This window comes from Streptomyces mobaraensis (assembly GCF_020099395.1).
Taxonomy (GTDB): Bacteria; Actinomycetota; Actinomycetes; order Streptomycetales; family Streptomycetaceae; genus Streptomyces.
In genome coordinates, this window is sequence record NZ_CP083590.1 from 1,526,408 (window position 1) to 1,551,715 (window position 25,308).

Below are 25,308 nucleotides of genomic sequence, written 5' to 3' on the forward strand. Positions count from 1 at the left end.
GGCTTCGCCTCAACGGACAGCGCGACGACGGGGGCGGACGGACATGGTGAGGCGGACGGACTCCGGCGGCAGGCCGGACATCACCAACACCGCGATCGACTGCACGGCCGAGTACCTGATCCAGATCGGGATCCTCCAGGGCGACCTCAACCTGACCCTGAACGTGGAGCACCCGCCGCCCGACGACGACGCCCCGCTCGCCGCGGCCGAGCGAAGACTGGCCCGCAGCCTCCTCCACCGGTGGCGGGCCGAGGCCGACGCCTGGGACATGACGGACCCCGAGCCCCTGCCCGTGCGCTGGACGCCCAGCCGGCGCGTGACCTCCGCCGGGGAACACCTGCCCGCGGGCTCCGGGACCGACACCATCGCCGGGACCTTCCTCGGGCTCCGGCCCCGGCGGCGGCTGGTCGTCCTGGGCACCGCCGGCTCCGGCAAGACCGTGCTCTCCGTCCTGCTCACCCTCGAACTCCTCGCCCGCCGGCTCACCCAGGGCGAGGACGACGTGCCGGTCCCGCTCATGCTGTCGCTGGAGTCCTGGGACACCCGGCGGCAGTCGCTCTCCGAGTGGCTGACCGACCGGCTGCGCCGGGACCACCCCGGCCTGCCGCCCGTGGACGGCGTCCACCCGGCCCGCCGGCTCGTCCTCGAACGCCGGGTGCTGCCCGTCCTCGACGGCCTCGACGAACTGCCCGAGCACCGCCGCGCCGAGGTCCTCGACGCGCTCAACACCGGCCTCGGCGGCGCGGGCGACGCGGTGCTGGTCTCCCGCACGGCCGAGTACGCCCGCCTCGACCGGGACGGCAAGGGGCTGCGGCACGCCACGGTGATCGAGTCGCTGCCGCTGCGCCCCGGCGAGGTGGCGGAGTACCTGCGCAAGGCCCGGCCCCCGGCCCGCGCCGCCGCCTGGGCACCGCTGCTGAAGACCCTCCGGGGCGATCCCGTCGCGCCCGCCGCCTGGGCGCTGACCAGTCCCCTGATGGTGTGGCTGGTGCGCCGGACGTACGGGAAGGGCCCGGCCGATCCGGGGGAGTTGGCGGACCGCGAGCGGTTCCCGACCCGGGACGCCGTCGAGGCGCACCTGCTCGACCGGATCGTGCCCGCCGCGTTCCCGCCGGTGCCCGCGCACCCCGCCCGGCTGCACGCGCCCCGCGCCTGGGACGCCGAACGGGCCCGCGCCTGGCTCTCGTACCTGGCGCGGCTGCTGGACCGGCGCGGCGAGTCGGAACTGGCCTGGTGGCGGCTGCACTTGGCGCCGCTGCCCCGGCTGCTGGCCCTGCCGGCGCTGCTGGTGACCGGCATCCTGCTGTCCTTCGCCGTCAAGGCGGGCGTGTCCGGCCTGGCGGAACCCTCGCCCCTGGGGGATCTCCACACGACGGGCACCATCGCCTTCGGGGTCCTCTCCGCGGCCGTGGCCCGGGCGGTGACCGCCTCCTGGTTCGGCCAGCGCCTGGCCGAACCCCGGCGCAGCGCCAATCCGCTGCTCTTCGTCCGGGCCCTGCGCTCCCTCGACCGGCACGCGCGCGTGGGCCCGCTGGTCCGTCTCGCGGCGCTCTCCGGCGGTCCGGTCCTCGTCGTCCTCCTCCTCGCCCTCTACTCCGTGACGCGGGACGCCGAACTCGTCGTCCTGTCCGTCGGGTTCGTGCTCCCAGCCCTGCTGATGATCGTGTACGCGGCTCCCGCGGACACCGTGGACGCGGCCACTCCGGACGAACTCCTGCGCGGTGAACAGAGTGCGCTCGTCACGACGGTGACCCTGGCGGCCCCGCTGATGGGGGCGGGCACCAGTTCGTTCTTCTGGCTCGACGGCGGGGACGACTGGGGGGCGGTGGCCGGCGGCTGGGCGGGCGCCTCGGCCATGCTGGTGCTGCTCAGTCCGTGGAGCCGCTGGCTGCTGGCCAAGTGTTCCCTCGCGGTGGCGGGCCGGGTGCCCTGGTCGCTGATGGCGTTCCTCCGGGACGCGCGCACGGCGGGCCTGTTGCAGCTGTCGGGCGGCACCTACCGCTTCCGCAACCGCCGGCTCCAGGAGCACCTGGCGGGGCGGAACGGCCCGGGGCCGGACGCGTCCGGCCCCGGGCCGTTCCGCCTGCCCAGGCTGTCGCGCCCCGGCGACTTCACGGCGGAGCGCACGGCGGACCGCTACCGCCTCCACGGCCGGTCGCGGAGCCTGCCACTGGCCCACTGGACCGCGGTCGGCGCCATCATGGGCCTGACCACCGTTCGCGTGGGCGTGTCAGGGCAGTGGCACGAACCGGTCGGCTGGGTGTCCCTCGCCTTCTGGCCCTTCCTCGGTGCCGTGGTCACCGCGGTGGGGTTCCTCAGGCCACGGCGGCGGCTGGAGCTGGAGCTGACCCGCGACGGCGTCACCTCGCTGTTCGGGCGGAGACGGCGCTCCTACCAGTGGCGGCACATCGAGGAGATCACCGTGCGCCGAGCGATCGTCCGGGGCCGGGACGCGCGCTTCCACGCCCTCCAGGTCCGGCTCCTCCCCGACGCCCCGCATCCGCCCCGGCGCTCCCGCATGGGCGGGGGCTGGTACTTCGTCCTGTCGACCGGCCCCGCACCGGGCGTGGATCCCGGGCTCGCCTCGGCTCTCGCCGACTTCGCCGGGCCCCGGTGGACCCCGCCGTCCGGTGGCCGGTGAGCGTTCAGGCCAGCGGCTCGGCCTTCAGGGCGGCCGTGAGGAGGGCCAGGCGGCGTGCCGTCACGGTACGGCCGTCCTCGGTGATGTCGACGGCGTAGGCGACGGGCGCGCGACGCGTGGTCCCGTCCGGGGCCGTGATCCGCCAGCGCGCCTCGTACGCGGCGTGGGCCCGCAGGATCCGGGGCGGGCGGCCGACCGGGGTGGCGTGCCAGCCCGTGGGCAGCAGGGGCGGGCGTACGGTGACGGCGAGGTCGCGTGTGGTGGTGTTCTCCACGGCGAGCCGCCCGCCGTCCGCCGGGCGCAGGCGCAGGGCGTCGGAGCTCGACCAGCGGAGGTGGAACTCGCGCAGGCGGAGCCGCCGCGCCTCCTTGCCGCTCTTGTCGAAAAGGGAACCCAGACCGACGCGGACGGAGTCCACGGCCTCCGGGACCGTGATGTCGTAGCCGTACGTCTTCGTGAGGACGGGGCCCGACTTCTCGCTGCGTGAACGCTTATCCGGGAACACGACCGTACGGGCGCCGACCTGCCCCTCCACGTCGGCCGGCTCCGTGAACGCCGGGACGCTGTCCGGATCGAAGTCCACCGACACCTCGTCCAGCGGCAGCGGCATCCCGAAGTCCACCCGCAGCCAGCCGCCCTTGCGCGGGGACCCGTCGACCGACCAGTAGCCCGCGTGGCCCGGCAGGGCCGCGGACGGCGGGTGTCCGGGCGCCGCGTAACTCGCCCTGAGCCTCGGCCAGTCGTAGGTGGCGGCCGCGGCCAGGTCGATCTGGTGGACGGTGCCGGTCAGCGGATGGCGCCACTTGGCGTACCGCTGCGGCAGGCCCCCGAAGGAGGACGGCGGCAGCGCGCTCGTCTCCAGGAGCGTCAGGACGAGGGGGACGGCCACGTATCCGGCTAGATGGGCGAGGAGGAGGGTGTGGCGGGGGACGCGGTGCCGGGGGTAGCGGTACGTGGTGTGCGCCGGCGGGCGCGCGGGCGGGGGCGCCATGCTCACGGCGGCCCCCGCGGTGTCGGCCGCACCGGCCAGCCACCGCACCGTCCCCCCGAGCGGTCCGGCCGGAACGCAGCGGACCGGGAGGCCCGTCCCGTCCAGCGCGCGCAGCAGATGGCCGCCACCGGCCTCCTCCAACCGCCGGCGCACGGCGGTGTCGTCGCCGCGTACGGCCCGGCTGTACAGCAGCGCGAGGCGGCGCGGGCGGGAGCGCGGGGGCAGGGCGAGGAGGACGTGCAGGACCCGGGTGACGGCGCGCACGGCGTCGCCGTGCGCGGCGGGGTCGTCCACGGCCAGCAGCAGTCCGCGGGCCCGGCGCAGGACGTCCGCCAGCGCGGCCGCCGACTCCTGGCTGCCGTAGGCGTCACCGGACGGGTCGTACCACAGGACGGGCGTCCCGGCCGTCCGTACGAGCGGCGGTGCGGTGCCGGGCGGGACGCCCAGGTCGGCCAGCCCCTGCCGGTGCACCCCCGCGCGCCGCGCGGCCGGGCCGCCGACGAGCACCACGACGCGCGCCCGTTCGTACCCGGGCGGCAGCGCCTTCCGGCAGTGCGGACAGCGCGCCTCCAGGCGGTGGACGCGCAGGACGGCGGGCAGCCGGGCACCACAGCGGCAGCGGCGCAGGAAGACGCCGTACCGGCCCGGCACCAGCCGCCGGTGGCGGGCACGGCACTTCGGGCACACCCGGACCGGGCGGTCGACGACGCGCCCGCAGTCCGCGTACGGGCACGGCGCCCGTCCGCGGCGCAGCGCGCGCTCCGCCCGGGCGACCGCCGCGCCCGCCGCCCACCACAGGCTCCACAGGGCGCGGCACAGCGCCCACAGCGTCAGCGCGGACAGCAGCGGAAGGAGGGTGACCGCGGTCGCGGTCAGCACGACGCCGACGCCCGTGAGCAGGGAGACCGGGCGCAGGAAGACCATCAGGCAGCCCGCCCCGCCGGACCCGCCCTGCCCCGGCCGGCGGAACGCGCCGCCGACCCGCTCGGCCGTGAACCGCTCGGCGTCGCCCATCAGCCGTTCGTGCTGTTCCAGCCCGTCCCACCAGGTCGCGCGCAGGTCACGGGAGGCGGTGACGGCAAGGTAGGAGGGGACGGCCGGTTCACCGCGCGGATCGGGCGGAACGGGCGCCGCCCGGCCGAACGCCCGCCATACGGTGCGCCATTGGGCCCACACCAGTCTGGGGAGGGTGACGCAGACGCCGTGACCGACGACCAGGACGACCAGGAGGACGATCACCAGGAGCAGCACCACGGGGTTCGTCACGGCTCGCCCCTCCCCCGGCGCCGGGGCGGCCGCCGCGCGCCGGCCGGGGGCGGGGCGGAGGTGTGGTGCGCTCGTCCTGCCACGCGCGTCACCTCCGTTTCCATGCCCGGTCGAGGGCGCCGAAGCGGTGCAGCAGCCACATCAGGGGGTCCTCGACCCGGTGCGGGCGGACGACGCCGCCGAGCCCGAGCGTGCCGTCCCGCCGGGGCGCGGCACCGAGCATGGACACCGCGAAGAGCTGGTAGTCGGCGCAGAACCGGGCCAGTCGCGCGTCGAGTTGGTACTCCTGCCAGCGCCGCAGCAGGGCGCGCAGTTCGGCGTGGACGGCGGCCCGGTCGTCGGCGTCGAAGACGGGTCCGGGACGGCGGGCGCGGTGCAGCGGGGAGTGCTCCGGGAGGTGCGGCCACAGGAGGTCGGCCTTGGTGAGGGCGACCGCCACCGGCACGGTCACCTTCCCGCCGCCGCCCAGGTGGGCCAGGACCCGGGCGAGCACCTCGCCCGACCGGCCCGGCACCCCGTCGCCGCCCTGCACCGGCGCTCCGGGCAGGTCCCGCGGATCGACGAGGACGATGACGGCGTCGGCCGCGGCGAGGTAGCGCAGTTCGGTCTCCATGCGCTCCCGCGAGGCGAAGTGCTCGCCGGCGGTGTCGAGGAGGACCAGGGTCAGCACCCGCTCCCGCTGCCGTCCGAAGCGGCCCCGGCGGGTGCGGCCGAGGCGGTGGACGAGGGGCCGGCCGGCGTCGTGCCCGGCGGTCTTGGGGACGGTGCGCCCCTCCTCGTACAGGTGCCGTGCGTACCGTTCGCGGTAGTCGAGGATCGTGGTGTCGTCGCAGGGGAGCAGCGCGGCGTCGAGTTCGGCGCCGAGGTGGTGCAGCAGTTCGTGCGTCAGGACACCGGTGTAGGTGCTCTTGCCGGAGCCGGCCGGTCCGACGAGCGCGACCAGTCTGCCGGGGGTGCGCAGATAGCCTTCCGGCAGCCGCCCGTCGCACGCGGTGCAGCGCAGCCGGGTGGTGGTGCGGCCGCAGGTGCCGCACACCGCGGAGCCGGCCCGGGGGTCGGCGGACGCCAGGGCCCGGTCGTCGGGGCAGGCGGGGCGGCCCGCGCAGACGTAGGTGATCCGCTCGCGCGTGAGGGTCCGGAAACAGTGCGGGCACACCCGGGTGCGGCGCCGCCACGGCGTTCTCACCCCCGCTCCCTCCGGGTGACGGCGAGGGTGTGCTGCGGCGGGTCGCGCAGCACGAGCGCGGCGCCGACGGCGAAGCAGCGCAGCCGGCCGCCCGGGCCGCGGGTGAGGCGCGCCGACAGCCGCACGTCCTTCCCGGGGCCGAGCGTCACGTCGGCGGCTTCCGCGAGGACGTCCCCGTCGGCGGGTTCGAGCGGCCAGACCGGGCCGAAAGACCGCACCAGCAGCAGGCGTTCGGCGCGTACGGTGGCGCGGGCGGTGAACACGGCGGTGACCGTGCGGCGTCCGGGCAGGCCGTGCCGCTCCAGCCGGTAGCCGGCCTCGGTGCGCGCCGGCAGCACCGCCGTGCTCGGCCGGCCGTACACGGGGCGTCCGCCGAGCCGGGCGACCGCCCGTACCTCGACCTCCAGCCCGGCGCCGGACGCGACCGGCAGCCGTACGCCCGCCTCCCGCCGGTAGGCGGCGCGGGTGACGGTACGCCGCTGTCCCGCCGTCCCGCCCGGGGTCCGCCAGGCGACCTCGGCCTCGTCGCCGCCGTCCGGCGGCCAGTCGAAGACGACGACCAGGTCCGCGCCGCCGTGCCGGACGAGCGTGGGGGTGCCGAGCGCGGGGCCGCCGGTGGCGGTGTGGGCGCCGACGACGGCGTGGTCGCCGGCGACCGTCACCGCGAGGACCACGGTGGGCCGGTCCGGCGGCGCGAACACCAGCCCGCCGGGCGCGGGCCGGGCCTCGATCGGCGCCCCGGGGAGCTCGTCCGCGCGCAGCCGGGTGCCGGCCGGCCACGGGGGGACGCTGTCGAGGCCGTACAGCCGTACCTCCCCGGCGGCCGGCGGGTCCAGGCGCGCCAGGAGCCGGCCGCCGGGGTGGCCGTCCGGCGGGCGGACGTCCAGGGCGGTGACCGGTTCGGGCGGCGGGAGCGGTGTGGCGGTGAGCCGGACGCCGGGCGTGCGCACGGTCGTTCCGTGGTCGGTGCGGTAGACGGCGCTGACGCGGTAGCCGTACGCCGTGCCGTTGGTGAGGCCGCCGTCCGTGAAGCCGTCGCGGCGGGCGGCGACGCGCGTCTCCTCCCCGCCGTCGGGCGGGGTGCGGACGGCCTCGACGGACCGGGCGAGGTCCGGGCACGTCCACGACGCGGCGATCCGGCCGTCCCCGGACTCCACGCGGACGCCGGTGACCTCCGGCCAGTGCGCGAGGGGGCCGGTCACCGCGAGCGGCGAGAAGGCGCCCGCCGGTTCGGCGGCCCGGCGGACGGCGACCGCGTAGTACAGCGGGACGCAGGGCGGGGGCGCGCCGTCCACCGCCGACGTGGCCCGCGGCGAGGGCAGCGGCAGCACCGTGCCGTCGGCGGCGTCGCGCGGCGCGCGCCGCTCGGTGCGCAGCAGGACGTACTCGGGCTCGCCGGCCGTGGACGGCGAGGGCCGCCACCGGAGCGCGACGCCCGCGCCCTCCCGGGTCGCGGTGAGCTCCGACACCGGCCGCACGGCGAGGCCGCGGCGGAGGGCGTCGGTCCCGGGCAGGTCGCGTACGGCGACCTCGGCCTGTTCCAGCAGGTCCCAGGCCCGGTCCGCCTCTTCCGGCGGCAGCCGGCGCGCCTGGTCGAGGACGGCGCGGGCGTCGGCGAGCTTCCCGCGCACGCGCTCGGCCAGGGCGCGGACGTCCTCGGGGAGCGCGTCCGGCGGCAGCCGGTCCGCCACGGCCGCCGCCTCGGCGAGCCGCCCGTCGGCGGCCAGGCGGCGCAGCCGGTCCGCCACCGGGTCCCCGGCCGGCTCGTGCAGCACCGCGAACACCAGGCGCCGCGCGTCGTCCTCGGCGACGGACAACTCCCCCACCGCGTGGGCGAGGAGCGTGGCCGGAGTCGCGCGGGCGGCGCGGCGCGTCCGCAGCGGCACCGCCAGTTCGTGGAGGAGGATCCGCGCGAGCCCCTCCGGGCCCCGCTCGGCCAGCACGCCGCGGACGGCGGCGATCACGGCCTGGGCCGCCGTGTGCGCGGCGCCGTGCGGCAGCCGGCCCCAGCGGCGGGCCGCCGCCTCGACGGCCGCCGGGTCGGCGGGGGGTGCGCCGAAGACGCGTACGGGCCGGTCGGTGCGGCCGCCGGGGGTGCCCGTCGCGAGGAAGTCGGCGAGGTGGCGCAGCCCGAGCACCTCCAGGTGGCCGGCGCAGCGCGCGTACGCGGGGTGCGGCGCCGACGGCGGCAGCGGTTCCGGTTCGGCGGTCCGCAGCCCGAGGGCGGCCAGGGTCACCCGCACCTCGTCCTCGGGCACCCGGTGGGCGACGGCGAGGTGTGCGACGGTGCTGTCGGCGAGCAGGCCGAGCCCGCCCGCGGCCTCCTCCAAGGCGGCGCGCAGCCGGGCCCGTTCGGACGCGGCGCGCCGGCCGTGCTCCCGGAGGGCGGCCCGCAGGGGGCCGGGGTCGCCGGCGGCGGCCGCGTCGAACAGCGGCCGGTGGGCCAGGTACCCGGCCTCCAGCTGCTCGACCACCGGGCGGTACCGGAGCCGGGCCCGGCTCCGGCGCCAGCAGGCGCGGACCGCCGCGACCGCCTCGGCGACCGCGTCCGCGCCCAGGTCATGCGGCAGTTGGTAGCGCGCGCGGAGGTCCTCGGTCACGGGCAGCCCGGCGTCGAGCACCTCGCGCCGGTAGCGTGCCTCGTCGAACCCCACGAACGGCCTCCCCGCGCCCCGCCGCGCTCAGCCGATCCGCTGGCGGCTCATCGCGACCCGCGCCTCGTCGACCGCCTCCTGCGACAGGCCCCCGATCCGCACGGAGATCTCGATCCGCTCGCCGGTCTCCCGCTCGGTGGCGACGACGCTGAGCAGCCCGGAGGTGTCGAGGGTGAAGACGCACTGGAAGGGCCAGCGCTTCGGTTTGCCCGGCGGGATCTTCAACGTCCCCTCGGCGACGGCGGTGTTGTGCGCCGGCTCGTCCGACTCCACCGCGCCCGCCTGCTCCATCACCTCGATACGGACCCGCCGCTGGTCGTCGCGGAGGGTGTAGAAGTCGTCGGTCACCGACGCCGGCAGGACGTCGTTGGCGTGCACGAGGTGGGTGACCGACTCGCGGCCGGTGTCGATGTCCGTGACCTTGATGCCGTAGCCGCGCGAGGCGACGGTGGAGATCTCGTAGGGGCGGTGGGCGAGGCCGGTCTCCTCCGCGCCGGGCGCTTCCTCCGCCCGGTCGAGGGCGTAGAGCGCGGCGCCGCGGGCCACCGCGAGGTCGGGGTTGTGCAGCCTCGGCTCGAAGCCGAACTGGGCGCGCAGGGCGGCGGCGACGGCGGGCATCTTGGTGGCGCCGCCGACGAGCAGCACCTCGTCGAAGGACGTCACCCCGCGTTCCGCGGCCAGTTCGACGGTCCGGCGGGTGATGTCGACGGTGCGGTCGAGCAGATCGCGGGTCAGCTCCTCGACCAGCCCCCGGGTCAGCTCCACCGCCTCGACCCTGCCCTGGTGCATGACGCGCACGGTGTAGCGCTCGCGGAAGGAGAGCGCTTTCTTCGCCTCCTCGGCGTCTTTGCGGAGCTGCGTCTCGGACTGGGGGTCGGACAGCGGGTCGTCGGCGTCCGGGAAGCGCTCGCGGAAACGGTCCGCCAGGTGCGCCACGACGCGGTCGTCGAAGTCGCTGCCGCCCAGTTCCTTGGCGCCGTCCGTGCAGAGCACGGTCAGTTCGCGGCCGCGCAGGGTGAGCACGGTGGTGTCGAAGGTGCCGCCGCCCAGGTCGTACACGAGGATGGCCCGGTCCCCGTGCTCCTCGGCGCCCTCCAGGGCGCCGTAGTCGAGCGCGGCCGCGATGGGCTCGGCCACCACGTCCAGGACGCGCAGCCCGGCGATCTCACCGGCCTTGCGGGTGGCGTCCCGCTCCGCGAGCCCGAAGTACGCGGGCACGCTGATCACCACGTCGTGCGCCTCCTCGCCGGTGGCCGCCTTCGCGTCGTCGACGAGCTTGCGGAGGATGCGGGCGGAGATCTCCTCCGGTGTGTAGGCGCGGCCGTGGAACTCGCGCGGCACCGTCTCGCCCATGTCCCGCTTGACGAGCTGGACGACGTGCTCGGGGTCGAGGACGGTGGCGTCCTTGGCGCTCTGCCCGACGACGACGCTGTCGGCGCTCTCGAAATAGACGACGGACGGGGTGGTGTCCGCCCCCTCGATGTTGCGCAGCACGGCCGGTCTGCCGACGTCGTCGATCCGTGCGACGCAGGAGTAGGTGGTCCCGAGGTCGATGCCGTACACGGCCATAGGGTCTCTCTCCCGCCACCGGGACGCCCGCGTTCGGGCCCGTCCCGTCCGTTGTCCGTCAGTTGTCCTGGTGCGTCGTCGTGTCCCCCGTGTCCTCCGGGGAAGAAGGGGACGCCGGGGTGGAAGTGGCCGCCGGGGAAGAGGCGTTCGGCGGGGCGTCCGGTTCCCACCGGGACACCACGACGTCGGCCTTGCGCACGACCCGCTCCCCCTGCACGAACCCGGCCGCCACGACGCGCGCCACCGTCCGTTCCGCCTCGGGCGACGCGGCGGCGACGCGGCCCACCGGCCGTTGCAGCGTCCGGTCGAACGCCTCGCCGGGCCGGGGGACGTACCGCTCGACGCCGGTTCTGGCCACGGTGTCCGCCGCCTCGTCGGCCAGCGCGGTCAGCAGGGCCCGCAGTTCGTCGACGCCGAGCGGGCCGGTGACGTGCTCGGCCTGGCGGAGGATCTGGTCGTGAAGCCGGATGAGGGAGTGGCGCACGAGGTCGAGCGCCGCCTCCACCTCGCCCTGGCGCAGCCGCTCGACCTCGTCGTGCAGCCTGGTCACGATGGCCTCACGGCGCTCGGCGAGCCGCTGCTGGCGGGCGAGGGCCTCGGTGAACTCGGCTGCGAGCGAACAGAGTTCGATTTGTTCCGACACGTCGCTCACCGTAGCCCCTGGGGGTGTCGCGCGTCAGCCGAAGCCGGGCCGCCTCCTAACTGCCCGGGCGGATGCCGCCGCTCACGTCCCGGGCCTGGATGACGGTGTTCTGCGTGCCCCCGGAGACGGAGTTGTGCACGTTGCCCGAGCCGGTCCGGGTGGTGCCCTCCAGGGCCTCGGCCTGCCGCCGCCAGTCCGCGAGGGCCTGCGCGAACGCGGGGTCCTGCCGGGCCCGGAGGGCCAGCGCCTCGGCCAGCTCGGCGGCCCGCGCCGCGTCGTCCGGCGCCTCGGCCAAGGCGGTCAGCTCGCCGTCCTCCTCCGGCTCCCCGCCCGGCCGCCGCCGTACGACCAGGCTCCGCAGGGTCTCCCACGCCTGCCTCCCCGCCGCGCCGGCGGCCCCGCCGGCCAGGGTCATCAGCAGTTCGGGTGCTATCTGATCCATGAGGTCCGTCCTCCACCACGGCCCGCCGCTCGGGCCATGGGCCGAGCCTAGAACCGGTGGGGCCGCCGGGACCCGGGTTTGCCGAAGGAAACCCCCCGGAGCGGCGGAACGGACCGTCAGGGACTCGTCGTCGAGACGACGAACACCCGCGGGTAGCGCGGGTCGTCGAGGTTCGCCGTGACCTCGATGTTGGGCTTGGGCTTGTCCTCCTCGCGGACCGTGCCCGCCCAGTGGTGCTTGCCGGTGAACTTCCAGCCGACGGTGTCCGCCTCGTCCTCGTCGATGGTCACGTCGCCCTCCTCCAGCTCGGAGGGCTTCATCCCGTGGTCGTTCAGCCACTGGCCGAACTTGTCGCGGGTGGTGGTGAACTGGAGGAAGAGGGAGCTGGACTTCCAGGAGTTGGTCTCGTAGTGCGCGACGTCCTCGGCGTCCGCCGGGACCGTCACCTCGTAGATCCGCCGCTGGAGCCGGGAGGGCCAGCCCTCCTCCAGGCCGGTGATGGTGTGCTCCTCCTGCTTGTCGCCGTTGCCGTTCCGGCTCTGCAGCGCGGAGATGTAGAGGTAACCGGCCGGGATGGCGATGAGCAGGAAGACGACCAGCGGCTTGAGCCAGCGGCGCGGGCGGGGGCCGCCCGGGGTGTCCCCGGGCGTCTCCGCGGCCTCCTGGCGGTCCGTGTGCTCCATGGTGATCACCCGCGGCCGGCCCGCGCGTAGCGCTCGTACCGTTCGACGCGGCGCCGGTTGGCGCGCCGGAAGCGGCGGGCGACCAGCCGGGCGAGGTCGGCGGCGCCGACCATGCCGGCCTCGGGGCCGAGCTGGGCGCGGACGATGCGGGCCTCGGGGCGGTAGCCGCGGCCGGTCAGATGGCGGCGGAAGGCGTCCCGGGCGGGGCCGATCAGCAGGTCGTCGGCGGCGCTGACGCCGCCGCCGATGACGAAGCAGGACGGGTCGAGGGCGGCGGCGAGGTTGGCGATGCCGACGCCCAGCCACTGGCCGATGTCCTGGAGCAGCTCGACGCACATGGCGTCGCCGTTGCGGGCCAGCTCGGTGATGAGCGGGCCGGTGATCTCGGGGATGTTGCCGCCGACGCGGTCGATGATGCCGTACGCCACCGGGGACTCGGCGGCGGCCAGCTCGCGGGCCTCGCGGACGAGGGCGTTGCCGGAGCTGTACTGCTCCCAGCAGCCGCGGTTGCCGCACGGGCAGCGGTGGCCGCCGGGGACGACCTGCATATGCCCGAACTCGCCCGCGACGCCGTACTTGCCGCGCTTGACCTGCCCGTCCTCCAGGATCGCGCCGCCGATGCCGGTGCCCAAGGTGATCATCACCAGGTGGTCCTCGCCCCGGCCGGCACCGAAGCGCCACTCGGCCCAGGCGGCGGTGTTGGCGTCGTTGTCGACCATGACGGGCACGGCCAGCCGGCCGGCCAGCCGGTCGCGCAGCGGCTCGTTGCGCCAGGACAGGTGCGGGGCGAACAGGACGCGGTTGCGGTCGGCGTCCACCCAGCCCGCCGCGCCGATGCCGACGGCGTGCACGTCGTGCCGGTCGGAGAGGTCCAGGACCAGCTCGACGATGGTGTCCTCGACGACCTTGGGGCTCTTGGACTTGTCCGGCGTCTCGGTGCGGACCTTCTCCAGGATCGTGCCGTCGGCGTCCACGACGCCCGCCATGACCTTGGTGCCGCCGATGTCGATGCCGACCGTGGGCACCCGGGGCGCGGTGAGGTGGGAACGGCGTTCGCGCGATCCGGTGGTACGGAGGACGGTGGCCCGTGCGGAGCCCCGGTGGACCCGCTCGCGGTAGAGGCTCATCGGGCCACCTCCGCGCCTCGGTGGGCTCCGGCGGCAGATCGGGGGCGTGCTCGCACGAGGTCGTCGTCCCTGCGGTGGTCTCGGGAGGCCCTGGGCCTCGCGGATGCGGTCGGTGCGGGTGCTGCCCGCGTCGCCGATTGTGCCTCACCGGCGGTGTCCGCCGCACAACGGGCGGACGGTGGGCGCACGACGGGCGGCGGGGCCCGCACCGCTTCCGGTGCCGGGCCCCGCGGGGTGGCTAGGCGTCCTCTTCCGGCTTCTCCGGCCTCGCCGGCTTCCCCGGCTTCTCGGGAGCGCCGTCGGCCTTGTGTGCCGCCAGGTCCGGGGCGGGGGCCCGTTCCAGCTCGTGGCTGAGCTGCTCCAGCTCGCTGCCGCCCGCCATCTGCCGGGTGAGCTCGTCCAGGCCGATGTCGGCCTTGGCGTGGCTGCCGGCCATCGCACCCCGCTTGAGCAGCACGAACCGGTCGCCGACCAGGTACGCGTGGTGCGGGTTGTGGGTGATCAGCACCACACCGAGGCCCGCGTCGCGCGCGGCGGCCACGTACTTGAGGACGACGCCGGACTGCTTGACGCCGAGCGCGGCCGTCGGCTCGTCCAGCACCAGGATCTTCGCCCCGAAGTGGACGGCGCGGGCGATGGCCACGCACTGCCGCTGGCCGCCGGAGAGGGTGCCGATGGGCTGGTCGACGTCGTGCAGCTCGATGCCCATCCGGGCCAGTTCGGTGCGGGTGGTCTCGCGCATGGCGGCCACGTCGAGGCGCTTGAACGGGCCCCGGCCCTTCGTCGGCTCCGAGCCCAGGAAGAAGTTCCGCCACACCGGCATCAGGGGCACGACCGCGAGGTCCTGGTAGACCGTGGCGATGCCCCGGTCCAGGGCCTCCCGGGGGGAGCCGAGCCGGACCTCCTCGCCCTCGATCTCGAAGGTGCCGGCGTCGTGCCGGTGCAGCCCTGCGATGATCTTGATGAGGGTGGACTTGCCGGCGCCGTTGTCGCCCAGCACACAGGTGATCTCGCCCGCGTGGACCTCCAGGGAGACGTCCTCCAGCGCGCGGATGTTGCCGTAGTCCTTGCCGACGCCGGCCAGTCTGACCAGGGCGCTCATTTGCTGGCCTCCGCGCGTTTCCGGACCCAGGCGTTGAGCAGGGTCGCCAGCAGCAGCATCGCGCCGAGGAAGAACTTGAACCAGTCCGGGTTCCACTGCGCGTACACGATGCCCTTGCTCGTCATGCCGAAGATGAACGCGCCGACCGCCGAGCCGATGGCCGACCCGTAGCCGCCGGTCATCAGGCAGCCGCCGATGACGGCCGCGATGATGTAGAGCAGCTCGTTGCCGACGCCCTCGCCGGACTGCACCACGTCGTAGGACATCAGCAGGTGCTGGCCGGAGACCCAGGCGCAGAACGCGACCGCCATGTACAGGCCGATCTTGGTGCGCCGGACCGGGACGCCGACCGCGCGGGCCGCGTCCACGCCGCCGCCGACCGCGAAGACCCAGTTGCCGGCGCGGGTGCGCAGCAGCACCCAGGTGGCGACGGCGACCAGGCCGATCCACCACAGGACGGTGACCTGGAGGTCCACGTCACCGAGGGTGAAGTGGGAGGCGAAGAGGGCGCGGGCGGAGTCGAAGCCCTCCATGTCCCCGATGGTCTTGGTGGAGACGGTGCCGCTGATGAGCTTGGTGAAGCCGAGGTTGAGGCCCGTGAGCATCAGGAACGTGCCGAGCGTGATGATGAAGCTGGGCAGTTTGGTGCGGGTGAGCACGAAGCCGTTGAAGAAGCCGATCGCCAGGGTGACGAGCAGCGAGACGCCGACGCCGACCCAGACGTTGGCCGTCATCTGGTAGCTGAACATCGAGGAGACCAGCGCCGAGCTGGTCACCATCACACCGGCGGAGAGGTCGAACTCGCCGCCGATCATCAGCAGCGCCACCGGCACGGCCATGATGCCGATGGTCGACGACGCGTAGAGCACGGTGGAGAGGCTCGACGCGGACAGGAAGGAGTCGGCGACGATCGCGAAGAAGACGAAGACCGCGGCGGCGCCGACGACCGAGCCCAGCTCGGGGCGGCCGAGCACCCGGCGCGGCAGGCTCCGGACCCGCGGGGCCGCCTCGGGGGCGGTGGCGGTGGTACTGCTCATCGCGTCCCCCGCTTGGTGTACTCGGCCAGCACCTTGGCGTCGTCCTTGGTGACGATCTGCGGGCCGGTCAGGACCGGGCGGCCGCCGCCGAGCATGTCGCGGTTGTAGCGGTAGAGCCAGAGCAGGTCGACGGCCTCGTAGCCCTGGAGGTACGGGTCCTGGTCGACGGCGAAGCCGAGGGAGCCGTCCTTGAGGGAGTCGGCGACCTTGGCGTTGAGGTCGAAGGTGTCGACCTCGGCCTTGCTGCCGGCCTGCTGGGCGGCCTTCACGGCGGTCGGCGCGAAGGGGGCGCCGAGCGTGACGACGGCGTCCACGTCCTTGTCGGACTGGAGCTTGGCCTCGATGGAGGACTGGACGTTGGGCATGTTGGTGCCCTCGACGTAGAGGTTCACCACCTCGCCCTTGAAGGACTTCTTCACACCCTCGCAGCGCTGTTCGTGACCGACGTTGCCCTGCTCGTGCAGGACGCAGACGGCCTTCTTCTTCCCGCGCTCGTTGAGCTGCTCGCCGACGGCCTCGCCCGCGATCACCTCGTCCTGGCCGATGTGGGTGAGGGCGCCGAACTCCTTGGACTTGTCCGAGCCCGAGTTCACCGTGATCACCGGGATGCCGGCCTTCTCCGCCTTGGCCACGACGTCCTTCATGGCGTCCGGCTTGGCGAGGGAGACGATCAGGCCGTCGACCTTCTGGTCGATCATCGCCTGGACGCTCTGGGCCTGCTTGTTCCCCTCCACGTCGTGCGCGTAGAGGAACTTGATGTTGTCCTTCACGGCCGCCTGCTTGGCACCGCTCTGCACGATGTCCCAGAAGGTGTCGCCATCGCCCGAGTGGGTGACCATCGCGAAGGTCCACCGGGGCGTGTCGACCGCGGAGCGGCCCTGGGCGGCCTTGGCGGCCCGCTCCTCGGCGCGCTTGCCGCCCGTACTGCTGCACCCCGCCAGTGTGGCGCCGAGCACCGCTGCCAGCACGGCGCTCACCGCACGTACGCCTGTCCGAACCCTTGCCACGAGGACTTGCCCTTCCACTGTCTGTCACGGTGCGGCCGGGCCCCGGTCCCGCGGGCCCGACCGCCCAAGTATCCGTCACGATCCGTCACGGTCGTCCGGCGGGGCTTTCCCGGCGCGGTGTGCAGGTGTTCTAGTGGTGTGCGCCACACCACGTCAATACTTTGTCAGAACATTCTGTCGACCGGATGATCTCCGGCGGCCCGGAGGGACCGTCTCACGGCCGGGCCAGCAGCTGGAAATCGAAGGAGTAGCGGGACGCGCGGTAGAGGTGCGCGCCGAGCTCCACTGCCCGTCCCGTGTCGTCGAACGTCGTCCGCTCCATGGTCAGCAGCGGCGCCCCGGGCGGCTCCGCGAGCCGCTCGGCCTCCTCGGCCGTGGCGGCACGGGCACCGATGGTCTGCCGGGCGCTGTGCAGGGTGATGCCGGCGGACCGCATCAGCCGGTACAGACCGGTCCCGGCCAGGACGTCGCCGTCGAGATCGAGGAGCCCGACGGGGAGGTGGTTGCGGAGGTGGGCCACGGGCTCCCCGTGGGCCAGGCGCAGCCGCTCGACGCGGACGACGTCCGTCCCCTCGGGCACCCCGAGGGCGGCGGCGACGCGGGCGGTGGCCGGCTCGGTGGTACGGCCCAGCAGCAGGGTGGCGGGCTGCTGGCCGGCGGCCTCCAGGTCGTCGTAGAGGCTGCTGAGCTCCAACGGGCGCTTCACCTGGCTGTGCACGACCTGGGTGCCGACCCCGCGGCGGCGCACCAGCAGGCCCTTGTCGACGAGCGACTGGATCGCCTGCCGCACGGTCGGCCGGGACAGCCCCAGCCGCGCGGCCAGCTCGATCTCGTTCCCGAGCAGGCTGCCGGGGGCGAGCCCGCCCTGCTCGATGGCGGCTTCGAGCTGCTGGGCGAGCTGGTAGTAGAGCGGGACGGGGCTGCCGCGGTCCAGGGAGAACTGGAGGGGGCGGTGTTGCGGGGGCTGGTGTCGCGGGGTCTGATCGTGCGGGGCCCGGTCGTGCGGGGGTCGGTGCTTCGCCACCCGGTGGAGGGTAGCGGGGGGACCTGATGACGGGAAGTCCGGAGGTTCGGTTGTCCGGACATATAGGTCCGGGCATATGGGTCCTGCCCTCTCGGCCGCGGCCGGGCGTCGGCCGCGGGCGGGCGCTCTGGCGCGCCTCCCGGGAGCACGCGAGGATCGCCACGGCGTGCGGGCACGGGCCTCGCGTATCCATGGAAAGGGAGCCGAATGAAGGTTCTGGCCCTCGGGGTGGCACTCGGCCTGAGCGCGGGCGTCAGTCCCGGCCCGCTGCTGGCACTGGTCCTGTCGGGTACCTTGCGTGGCGGGCTCGGGGTCGGGTTACGCGTGGCCGCGGTGCCGCTGCTGACCGACTTACCCGTGATCGTGCTGTCGGTGACGGTGCTCTCCACGCTGCCGGACCGGGCGGTCGCGGCGGGCGGCCTCGTCGGCGGCCTGTTCCTGCTGTGGCCGGCCTGCACCACGCTGCGGGAGGCACGGACGGCCACGCTGCCGCTGCCGGAGGGCCCGGCCGCGTCGGACGCCTCTCCCGGACCGGACGCCTCTCCCGGACCGGACGCCTCCCCTGGGCCGGACGCCGCCCCCGGACCGGGCGCCTCCCTCGGGCCGGGCGTCGCCCCCGGGCCGGACGCCTCCCTTCGTACGTCCGCCGGCCGGCGGACCGTCCGGCAGGGTGTGGTGGTCAACCTCCTCAGCCCGCACCCGTGGCTGTTCTGGCTGACGACCGGGTCGCCGCTGCTCGTCGACGCGTGGCGGGAGCGCCCCGGGGGCGCCGTCGGTTTCCTCGCCGCCTTCTACGCGCTGCTCGTGGGCAGCAAGGCGCTCCTCGCCCTGGTGGTGGCCCGCACCCGGCACCGGATGAACACCCGCGTCTTCCGGCTGCTGCTCGCCGGGTCGGGCCTGTTGCTGCTGGCCGCCTCCGCGCTGCTGCTGGTGAGCTTCGGCGCGCGGGCGATCGGGTGAGGCCCGCTCCGGCGCGGGGCCGACGCGGGGGTACGAGCCGGAGCGGCACGCGGCGACGCCCCGGGCCGCGGGCGTGCGCGGACGGACGGCGTCCGGCGGGCGTCTCCGCGCCGGGTGCGCCCGAATCCCCCGGCGGGACGCGGGCGGGCGCCGGGGCGTCGCCGCGTGCGGGGCAGCGGGCCGGGGAAGCGCACCGCCCGAGGGACCGCGCTCACCCGCACCTTAGTCCGTCCCCCCGGCGCCCATGGCGCCCGTCGCCTCGCCCCCGGCCGCCTCCGCCAGCCGGGCGATCAGGTCCTCCACCCGCTTCGCCACCGCGTCGCGGTCGCCCTCCGCCAGGACGCCGCCGATGCCGCAGGCGACGGCCCCGGCGGCGATCCACTCGGGGGCGGTGTCGACGCCGACGCCGCCGCTGGGGACCAGGGCGGCCTGCGGCAGTTCGGAGCGGATCGCGCGGACGCGCCCGGGGTGGTGGCCGGCGGCGGGGAACAGCTTGAGGGCGTCGGCGCCCAGCTCCAGCGCGCGGACGATCTCGGCGGGCGTCGAGACGCCGGCGAACACCGGGACGCCGTAGCGGTGGCCGGTGCGCAGCACTTCGGGGTCGAGGGCGGGCGAGGCCAGGAAGCGGGCGCCGGCCTCGACGGCCATCCGCGCGGAGGCCGCGTCCAGGACCGTGCCGGCCCCGATGAGCGCCTCGTCGCCGACCTCCCGGGCCAGGGTGGCGACGGCGTCGAGGGCGAAGGGCGTGGCGAGGGATATCTCCAGGCTGGTGAGGCCGGCCGAGAGCAGCGTGCCGGACGTCAGTGTCGCCTGGTCGTAGCTGTCGCCGCGGACCAGGGCGAGGACGCGTTGCCCCAGCGCTGCCCGGGTGATCTCCCAGCGGTACACGGCAGTTCGCCGCCCTTCTCGTCGCGCGCGGATCGTTCGCGGTGCGCGTGGCCGCGGTGCACGGTGCGCGTGGCCGCGGTTCGCGGAACGAGAAGAACGGTAACGGCAGGGACTGACATCCGACCCCGCCTCGCGGTTCCCCGGACGCGCGAAACGGACCGCGGGAGCGTGCGGGGGTACGGCCGGGTGTGACGACACCTGGCCTGTTGCGCGCGCGGCCTGACGCTCCGTCAGCTCACATACCCGAACGGCCGGGCCGCGGAACACCCGGTTCCAGTGACGGCGCGGACGACGTGGACCGGCCGGGCGGCGCGCGCCCGGCCGGCGGTGGTCAGCAGGCGAAGTCGATCCGGGCGAACGACTGGTAGTGGTCCGCGCTGTAGAAGTCCTCGTGGTCGGCCCGGCCGGCGACGATCCGGCGCGCGCCGCGGTCGGGAGAGCCCGGCGTGACCACGGTGTACTCGTGGTAGTAGCCGCTGCCCTGCTTGGGCAGCACGCCCTCGCGGTTGGAGAAGACCGTGCCGTCCTTGGGGTACGGGAAGGGGCCGCCCTCGTCGATCAGGTCCAGCGTGTCGTGGGCCTGCGACGGCAGGGCGGACTGACAGACGTGGCCGACACCCTTCAGGGCGGGCGAAGCGGCCGTGACGGAGGGGGCAGAGGGGATGGAGGAGGCGGGAGCGGCCATGGCGGCGGCGGGGGCGCCGAGGAAGAGGAAGGAGGCCAACGCGGCCGGCACGCCGAGGCGCGCGAAACGGTGGGGGATGTTCATGCGCCCAGGATGACGCGCGTAGCACATGTCATGTCAACGACAAACAGCTGATGTTTGCGCATCGTTCACCGAATCCGGGGACAACCTCGACGAGAGGGAATTTGCCTCTGAGGCAACAACTTTTGCCTTTGAGGCATGACAGAGCTATACCGGGAGCATGAGCCCAAACACCGGCACGGACGCCCCCGAGACCGAGGATCTCCCCGCTGTCGCCCCGCAGTTGCGCGCGCTGCGCACCCGCAGCGCGCTGACGCTGGAGGCGGCCGCCGCCCGGGCCGGACTGTCGCCCGCTCACCTGTCCCGGCTGGAGACCGGCCGCCGGACGCCGTCCCTCCCCATGCTGCTCGCGCTCGCGCGCACCTATGGAACGACGGTATCCGACCTCCTGGGCGAAGTGCCCCAGACGGCGGATCCGATCGTGCGCGCGGACCGGATGGAGCCCCAGCGGGCGGGCGGCTGGACGTACTGGCGCGCCGGCGGCTCCGGCCGCGCCATGCAGGCCCTGCGGCTGCACGTGCCGCACGGCCCCGACGCGGCCGGCCAGGACGGCCTGGTGCGGGTGCACCCGGGCGAGGAGTGGCTGTACGTCACCGGCGGCCGGCTCCGGCTGTCCCTCGGCGGGACGACGCACCTGCTCGACCCGGGCGACGCCGCCCACTTCGACTCGCTCACCCCGCACCGCATCGCGTCCGCCACGCCCGGCGGGGTGGACCTGCTGTTCATGCACACGCTGATGCAGAGCGGCGTGGCCGGGCTGTGCCTCGGCGACGCCGGAACCAACCGGAGGGGACACCATGAGTGACACCGCGCACCGTCGGCCGGCGGCACCGGCCGCGCACGACGCCGGAACGGCACCGGCGGCCCCGCCGGAGCCCGCCACCCCCGCCGCCTCTGCCACCCCCGTCACCTCCGCCACCCCGGCCGCCCCCGTCAAGGAGGCGGCGCAGGTGGAGGACCGCGCGCCCATGGGCATGGCGGTGCGGGTCTTCATCTACCTGGTCGCCGTCCACTTCATCTCCGCCTTTTTCTTCCTCCTCTTCTACCTGGGCAAGTGACCGCTCCGGGCGCGGTCCGGCCGCTATCCTGGCGGCCCGTCCCCGCACCGGGCCCACCCCCAGGAAGGCGGAACGCCGATGGCGCGCACGGCCCAGGAGGTCCTGGCGGACGCGGTGCGCGAACTGGCCCCGGACACCGGCGCCAACCGGCTCGTCCCCCTGATCGCCGACGGCTCGGCACCGCGTTCGGTGATCGCCGCGTTCGCCCTGGAGCAGCACCACGTCATCGCGTCCGACCGGACCTCCTACCGCCACCTGGCGGAACGGTCGGCGGGCCGCCCCGCCGTCGAGGCGTTCTTCGCGCCGCTCGCGGACGGCGAGACCACCGCCCTGGAGCTGCTGGGCCCGCTGGCGGCGGCCTGCGGCCTGGACGAGCGGGCGGTCCGGGCGTACGAGCCGACGCCGGGCTGCCAGGCGTACCCCGCGTACACGTCCTGGCTGGCGCTGCAGGCCCAGCCGGTGGACGTGGTGGTGGCCCTGACCGTCAACTTCGCGACGTGGAGCGGCTACTGCGCCGTCCTGGGCCGGGCGCTGCGCGCGCACTACGGGTTCGACGACACGGCCTGCGGCTTCTTCGACCTCTTCGCCCGGCCCGCGCCGGACGCCGCGGACACCGCCGGCACCGCCCTGGCGGCGGTCGCGGCCGGGCTGGCGGACGGCCTCCTCACGGAGGGCCTGGCCCACCGGTACGGCCGGCTGCTGCAGAGCTACGAGACGATGTTCTGGAACGCGCTCGCGGAGACGTGACGGCCCCGGGCACGCCGCGCCTCACCCGTCCCACCGCTTCTCCAGCGCCCGCACCCCCTCCCCCGTCAGCGTGCCGTGCACCCGCAGCCGGGCGATCCCGCCGTCGGGGTGGATGTCGAGCCGCAGGTGGGTGGCGACCGGGCGGCCGGGCAGCGGAAAGCGGTGGACGGAGTCGGGGCGGAGGCGGGTACGGGGGATGATCTCCGTCCAGTCGCCGCCCGTCGCCGCGTCGCGCGCGGAGAGCACCGCCCAGCCCGCCGCGTTGCCGTGGTAGCAGCCGGTGTCGATCTCGACGGCGCGCAGCAGCGACTGTCCGGCCAGCCGGTAGCGCACCCAGTCGTGGCCCCGGTCGCGCCGGCGGCGGGTCTCCCAGCCGTCGTCCATGCGCCGGGAGCGGCCCGGCATGATGCTGCCGGACGGCGAGGAGAAGAAGCGGTCGGAGGCGTCCTCGACCAGACCGCCGTTCTCCAGCGCGGCCACGTCCACCGTCTCCAGCGCGGTGAGCCAGGCCGGGTCCGGCGCGGGCTCGCCGTGCACGCGGAGGCGGGCGATGCCGCCGTCGGGGTACTGCTTGAGGCGCAGGTGGGTCCAGCGGCGCGGGTGGTCGACGGCGAAGGCGTTGGCCGCGTGGCCGCCGACCGGGGTGCGGGGGACGAGAACCGTCCACCGGACGTCGTCCGCCGACAGTTCCTCGGGGGACGGTGTGCCGGGCCGGGCGGTGGCCTCGACGCTCACGGCCTGCGGGTGGTTGCCGCGGAAGTGCGCGGTGTCGACGACGAGACCGCGGACGACACCCGGCACGCCGAGCCGGACGAGGGCCCAGTCGTGGTCGTCGTCGGCGGGGTACGGGTGGGCGGCGGACGGGCCGCGGCGGCGGCGGGTCTCCCAGCCGTCCATGACCTTGCCCTTGTGCCCGAAGTGCTCCGGCTCGAACCGGGCGGGGCCGGGGACGAGGAGGTTCTCGCGCTCGGCGAAGAACTCGTCGTTGGCGGCGATGACGGCGCCGCCGAGCCGGCGGTCGGCGAGGTCGGGGAGGTGGCCGAACGGCGGCTCGGCGGCGGCCCGGTAGTCGGCGTACGGATCGCCGCCCTGGTACGGCCGCGCGGGGCCGGCGAACGAGGTGAGGGCGGTGGAGGGGGCGACGGATATCCCGCTGACGGTGCCGCTGGTGATCCCGCTGGTGGTCATACGCGCTCCAGGAGTCGGCCGGTGGGTTCGGTGAGGGCGCCGCGGTGGTGGATCCGCCGGCCGCGCAGCCAGGTGGACCGGACGACGCCGCTCAGGGTGCGGCCGGCGTAGGCGGTCACCGGGTTGCGGTGGTGCAGGGCGGCCGGGTCGACGGTGAACGTCTCGTCGGGGGCGAGGACCGCGAAGTCCGCGTCGCGGCCGGGCTCGATGGCGCCCTTGGCGGAGAGCCCGGCGAGGGCGGCGGGGGCGGTGGCCATCCAGCGGGCCACGTCGTCCAGGGTGTGGCCGCGCCGGCGGGCCTCGGTCCAGACGGCGGGCAGGCCGAGCTGGAGGGAGGCGATGCCGCCCCAGGCGCGGCCGAAGTCGGGGACCTTGAGGTCGGCGGTGCACGGGGAGTGGTCGGAGACGACGCACTGCACGGTGCCGGCCGCCAGGCCGGCCCACAGCGCGTCCCGGTTGGCGGCCTCCCGGATGGGCGGGCAGCACTTGAACTCGGTGGCGCCGTCCGGGACTTCCTCGGCCGTGAGGGTCAGGAAGTGCGGGCAGGTCTCGGCGGTGATCCGGACGCCGGCCGCGCGGGCGGCGGCGAGCGTGCCGAGCGCGTCGGCGGAGGACAGGTGCAGGACGTGGACGCGGGTGCCGTGCCGGCGGGCGACGGCGACGAGCCGTTCGACCGCCGCGTTCTCGGCGTCGCGCGGGCGGGAGGCGAGGAAACCGGCGTAGCGGGGCCCGTCCGGGCCGGGCGCGCCGGCCAGCCGCTCCGGGTCCTCGGCGTGCACGATCAGCAGCCCGTCGAAGGCGGCGAGCTCGGTGGCGGCCGCCTCCAGGGCGGCGGCGTCCAGGGGCGGGAACTCGTCCACGCCGGACGGCGAGAGGAACGCCTTGAAGCCGAGCACGCCGGCGTCGTGCAGCGGGCGCAGGTCGGCCCGGTTGTCCGGCACCGCGCCGCCCCAGAAGCCGACGTCGACGTGGACGGCGGGCCGGGCCGTGTCCCGCTTGATCCGGAGGTGGTCGACGGTGGTGGTGGGCGGGACGCTGTTGAGCGGCATGTCGACGAGGGTGGTGATACCGCCGGCCGCGGCGGCGCGGGTGGCGGTGGCGAAGCCCTCCCACTCCGTACGGCCCGGGTCATTGACGTGCACATGAGTATCGACCAGCCCGGGCAGGAGGACGTCGTCCCCGAGATCCTCGACCGGAACGCCCGGGGCGACCGGGGCGGCATGATCGCCGACCTCGGCGATCCGGCCGTCCTCGACGGTGACAGAGGCGGGGCGGGTGCCGTCGGGCGTCACCACGCGCCGGGAACGCAGGACGAGCTGCCGGTCGGACACGACGCCCCCCGAGGGTCAACAGGCGGATTTCAACGTTCTGTTGAACAGCACTGGCCCGCAGTTTTCATCGCTGTCGGAGTCCCGTCAACCCCTCCGCCCCCACCAGGGCGTTTCCGTCCACCGGGATCGCACTTCCACGCCACAGAACCGAGGGTGAGCCACCGGCCACGGCCCGGTAGGCTGCTCCCACCCCACCCCGGAAGGACCGCGACCAGTGCCCTCGTCCGAGCCCAGAACCCCGTCAGCCACCGGGGGCGTGCAGTCCCTCGAGCGCGCCTTCGTCCTGCTGGAGCGCATGGCCGACGCCGGCGGTGAGGTCGGGCTGAGCGAACTGGCCACGGCCAGCGGCCTGCCGCTGCCCACCATCCACCGGCTGATGCGCACCCTCGTCGCCACCGGCTACGTCCGCCAGCAGCCCAACCGCCGCTACGCCCTCGGCCCGCGCCTGATCCGCCTCGGCGAGAGCTCCGCCCGCCTGCTCGGCACCTGGGCCCGGCCGCACCTGACCCGCTTGGTCGACGAGACCGGCGAGACCGCCAACATGGCCCTGCTCGACGGCGACGAGGTCGTCTACGTCGCCCAGGTGCCCTCGCGCCACTCGGTCCGCATGTTCACCGAGGTCGGCCGGCGCGTCCTCCCGCACACCACCGGCGTCGGCAAGGCCCTCCTCGCCCAGGCCCCCGACGACGAGGTCCGCGCGATCCTCGGCCGCACGGGCATGCCCGCCGCCACCGAGAAGACCATCACGTCACCGGACGTCTTCGTCGACGCCCTGGCCCGCGTGCGGGACTCCGGCTTCGCGGTCGACGACAACGAACAGGAGATCGGCGTCCGCTGCCTGGCCGTCCCGGTCCCCGACTCCCCCACGGCCGCGGCCATCTCCATCTCGGGCCCGGCGGGCCGCGTCACGGAGGAGGCGACGGAACGCATCGTCCCCCTCCTGAAGCAGGCCGCGGCGGAGCTCGCGGCGACCCTGGCCAACACGACGCCGGCCTGAC

General features: G+C 75.1%; 22 protein-coding genes. 6 read left to right on the forward strand and 16 right to left on the reverse strand.

All coding sequences use genetic code 11. From position 1 onward, the window contains the following. Positions 1-43: 43 nt before the first annotated feature. Positions 44-2,641, forward strand: coding sequence for an NACHT domain-containing protein (locus tag K7I03_RS06350; protein ID WP_224346921.1), 2,598 nt, complete (start codon positions 44-46; stop codon positions 2,639-2,641). Positions 2,642-2,645: 4 nt separating this feature from the next. On the opposite strand, the gene K7I03_RS06355 is transcribed toward K7I03_RS06350, so the two are convergent. The 12 genes from K7I03_RS06355 to K7I03_RS06410 all read right to left on the reverse strand — a co-directional run bounded on the left by K7I03_RS06355 (position 2,646) and on the right by K7I03_RS06410 (position 17,282). Further along, positions 2,646-4,898: a hypothetical protein gene (locus K7I03_RS06355; RefSeq protein WP_185944130.1), complete on the reverse strand. Its 2,253-nt coding sequence runs from the start codon at positions 4,896-4,898 to the stop codon at positions 2,646-2,648. Positions 4,899-4,986: 88 nt separating this feature from the next. Next, the gene (locus K7I03_RS06360; protein WP_185944129.1) at positions 4,987-6,084 is read right to left on the reverse strand and encodes a TRAFAC clade GTPase domain-containing protein; all 1,098 of its coding nucleotides are present in this window, start codon (positions 6,082-6,084) and stop codon (positions 4,987-4,989) included. After that, a complete protein-coding gene (locus K7I03_RS06365; protein ID WP_185944128.1) occupies positions 6,081-8,738 on the reverse strand; it encodes a hypothetical protein in 2,658 nt (885 codons plus the stop codon). Before K7I03_RS06365 ends, K7I03_RS06360 begins: the two co-directional genes overlap by 4 nt. A 27-nt stretch (positions 8,739-8,765) precedes the next feature. Then, complete coding sequence (locus K7I03_RS06370) at positions 8,766-10,307, reverse strand: Hsp70 family protein (RefSeq protein WP_185944127.1); 1,542 nt, start codon at positions 10,305-10,307, stop codon at positions 8,766-8,768. A 58-nt stretch (positions 10,308-10,365) separates the two neighbouring features. Further along, positions 10,366-10,950: a nucleotide exchange factor GrpE gene (locus tag K7I03_RS06375; RefSeq protein WP_224346922.1), complete on the reverse strand. Its 585-nt coding sequence runs from the start codon at positions 10,948-10,950 to the stop codon at positions 10,366-10,368. Positions 10,951-11,005: 55 nt separating this feature from the next. Next, the gene (locus K7I03_RS06380) at positions 11,006-11,392 is read right to left on the reverse strand and encodes a hypothetical protein (protein WP_185944125.1); all 387 of its coding nucleotides are present in this window, start codon (positions 11,390-11,392) and stop codon (positions 11,006-11,008) included. Positions 11,393-11,508: 116 nt separating this feature from the next. Continuing rightward, positions 11,509-12,075: a hypothetical protein gene (locus tag K7I03_RS06385; RefSeq protein ID WP_185944124.1), complete on the reverse strand. Its 567-nt coding sequence runs from the start codon at positions 12,073-12,075 to the stop codon at positions 11,509-11,511. A gap of 5 nt (positions 12,076-12,080) precedes the next feature. Next, the gene (locus K7I03_RS06390) at positions 12,081-13,202 is read right to left on the reverse strand and encodes an ROK family glucokinase (protein ID WP_185944123.1); all 1,122 of its coding nucleotides are present in this window, start codon (positions 13,200-13,202) and stop codon (positions 12,081-12,083) included. Between the two features lie 238 nt (positions 13,203-13,440). Continuing rightward, positions 13,441-14,304, reverse strand: coding sequence for an ATP-binding cassette domain-containing protein (locus tag K7I03_RS06395; RefSeq protein ID WP_224346923.1), 864 nt, complete (start codon positions 14,302-14,304; stop codon positions 13,441-13,443). Further along, positions 14,301-15,341 carry an ABC transporter permease gene (locus tag K7I03_RS06400; protein ID WP_185944122.1) on the reverse strand — a complete coding sequence of 347 codons (1,041 nt, stop codon included), beginning with the start codon at positions 15,339-15,341 and terminating at the stop codon, positions 14,301-14,303. Before K7I03_RS06400 ends, K7I03_RS06395 begins: the two co-directional genes overlap by 4 nt. Continuing rightward, positions 15,338-16,348, reverse strand: a complete 1,011-nt coding sequence (locus tag K7I03_RS06405) for a sugar ABC transporter substrate-binding protein (RefSeq protein ID WP_185944121.1) — start codon at positions 16,346-16,348, stop codon at positions 15,338-15,340. Before K7I03_RS06405 ends, K7I03_RS06400 begins: the two co-directional genes overlap by 4 nt. Before the next feature lie 214 nt (positions 16,349-16,562). Then, complete coding sequence (locus K7I03_RS06410; protein WP_185944149.1) at positions 16,563-17,282, reverse strand: GntR family transcriptional regulator; 720 nt, start codon at positions 17,280-17,282, stop codon at positions 16,563-16,565. 297 nt (positions 17,283-17,579) lie between these two features. On the opposite strand from K7I03_RS06410, the gene K7I03_RS06415 reads away from it, so the two are divergent. After that, the gene (locus K7I03_RS06415; RefSeq protein ID WP_185944120.1) at positions 17,580-18,332 is read left to right on the forward strand and encodes a LysE family transporter; all 753 of its coding nucleotides are present in this window, start codon (positions 17,580-17,582) and stop codon (positions 18,330-18,332) included. A gap of 222 nt (positions 18,333-18,554) precedes the next feature. On the opposite strand, the gene K7I03_RS06420 is transcribed toward K7I03_RS06415, so the two are convergent. Together K7I03_RS06420 and K7I03_RS06425 are read right to left on the reverse strand one after the other, a co-directional pair. Continuing rightward, positions 18,555-19,220: a bifunctional 4-hydroxy-2-oxoglutarate aldolase/2-dehydro-3-deoxy-phosphogluconate aldolase gene (locus tag K7I03_RS06420; protein ID WP_185944119.1), complete on the reverse strand. Its 666-nt coding sequence runs from the start codon at positions 19,218-19,220 to the stop codon at positions 18,555-18,557. A gap of 331 nt (positions 19,221-19,551) precedes the next feature. Continuing rightward, a complete protein-coding gene (locus K7I03_RS06425) occupies positions 19,552-19,989 on the reverse strand; it encodes a ribonuclease domain-containing protein (RefSeq protein ID WP_185944118.1) in 438 nt (145 codons plus the stop codon). A 157-nt stretch (positions 19,990-20,146) separates the two neighbouring features. Here K7I03_RS06425 and K7I03_RS06430 point away from each other — a divergent pair, with 157 nt between their 5' ends. The 3 genes from K7I03_RS06430 (at position 20,147) to K7I03_RS06440 (ending at position 21,791) form a co-directional block, all read left to right on the forward strand. Continuing rightward, positions 20,147-20,791 (forward strand): helix-turn-helix domain-containing protein, encoded by a 645-nt coding sequence (locus K7I03_RS06430; RefSeq protein WP_185944117.1) that lies wholly within the window; start codon positions 20,147-20,149, stop codon positions 20,789-20,791. Beyond that, positions 20,784-21,044: a DUF6126 family protein gene (locus tag K7I03_RS06435; protein ID WP_185944150.1), complete on the forward strand. Its 261-nt coding sequence runs from the start codon at positions 20,784-20,786 to the stop codon at positions 21,042-21,044. Before K7I03_RS06430 ends, K7I03_RS06435 begins: the two co-directional genes overlap by 8 nt. 78 nt (positions 21,045-21,122) lie before the next feature. Next, positions 21,123-21,791, forward strand: a complete 669-nt coding sequence (locus K7I03_RS06440) for a thiaminase II/PqqC family protein (RefSeq protein ID WP_185944116.1) — start codon at positions 21,123-21,125, stop codon at positions 21,789-21,791. 21 nt (positions 21,792-21,812) lie between these two features. On the opposite strand, the gene alc is transcribed toward K7I03_RS06440, so the two are convergent. Both alc and allB read right to left on the reverse strand, forming a co-directional pair. Then, positions 21,813-22,979: an allantoicase gene (gene alc, locus K7I03_RS06445; protein WP_185944115.1), complete on the reverse strand. Its 1,167-nt coding sequence runs from the start codon at positions 22,977-22,979 to the stop codon at positions 21,813-21,815. After that, positions 22,976-24,310: an allantoinase AllB gene (allB, locus tag K7I03_RS06450; protein ID WP_185944114.1), complete on the reverse strand. Its 1,335-nt coding sequence runs from the start codon at positions 24,308-24,310 to the stop codon at positions 22,976-22,978. Before allB ends, alc begins: the two co-directional genes overlap by 4 nt. A gap of 214 nt (positions 24,311-24,524) precedes the next feature. On the opposite strand from allB, the gene K7I03_RS06455 reads away from it, so the two are divergent. Then, complete coding sequence (locus tag K7I03_RS06455; protein WP_185944113.1) at positions 24,525-25,307, forward strand: IclR family transcriptional regulator; 783 nt, start codon at positions 24,525-24,527, stop codon at positions 25,305-25,307. Position 25,308 lies beyond the last annotated feature (1 nt).

Bases quoted from the DNA above. Each gene is read 5' to 3' on its own strand.
- K7I03_RS06350 (WP_224346921.1), top strand. From the start codon at position 44: ATGGTGAGGCGGACGGACTCCGGCGGCAGGCCGGACATCACCAACACC.
- K7I03_RS06370 (WP_185944127.1), bottom strand. From the start codon at position 10,307: ATGGCCGTGTACGGCATCGACCTCGGGACCACCTACTCCTGCGTCGCA.
- K7I03_RS06380 (WP_185944125.1), bottom strand. From the start codon at position 11,392: ATGGATCAGATAGCACCCGAACTGCTGATGACCCTGGCCGGCGGGGCC.
- K7I03_RS06385 (WP_185944124.1), bottom strand. From the start codon at position 12,075: ATGGAGCACACGGACCGCCAGGAGGCCGCGGAGACGCCCGGGGACACC.
- K7I03_RS06390 (WP_185944123.1), bottom strand. From the start codon at position 13,202: ATGAGCCTCTACCGCGAGCGGGTCCACCGGGGCTCCGCACGGGCCACC.
- K7I03_RS06395 (WP_224346923.1), bottom strand. From the start codon at position 14,304: ATGAGCGCCCTGGTCAGACTGGCCGGCGTCGGCAAGGACTACGGCAAC.
- K7I03_RS06400 (WP_185944122.1), bottom strand. From the start codon at position 15,341: ATGAGCAGTACCACCGCCACCGCCCCCGAGGCGGCCCCGCGGGTCCGG.
- K7I03_RS06415 (WP_185944120.1), top strand. From the start codon at position 17,580: ATGAAGGTTCTGGCCCTCGGGGTGGCACTCGGCCTGAGCGCGGGCGTC.
- K7I03_RS06425 (WP_185944118.1), bottom strand. From the start codon at position 19,989: ATGAACATCCCCCACCGTTTCGCGCGCCTCGGCGTGCCGGCCGCGTTG.
- K7I03_RS06430 (WP_185944117.1), top strand. From the start codon at position 20,147: ATGAGCCCAAACACCGGCACGGACGCCCCCGAGACCGAGGATCTCCCC.
- K7I03_RS06435 (WP_185944150.1), top strand. From the start codon at position 20,784: ATGAGTGACACCGCGCACCGTCGGCCGGCGGCACCGGCCGCGCACGAC.
- K7I03_RS06440 (WP_185944116.1), top strand. From the start codon at position 21,123: ATGGCGCGCACGGCCCAGGAGGTCCTGGCGGACGCGGTGCGCGAACTG.
- alc (WP_185944115.1), bottom strand. From the start codon at position 22,979: ATGACCACCAGCGGGATCACCAGCGGCACCGTCAGCGGGATATCCGTC.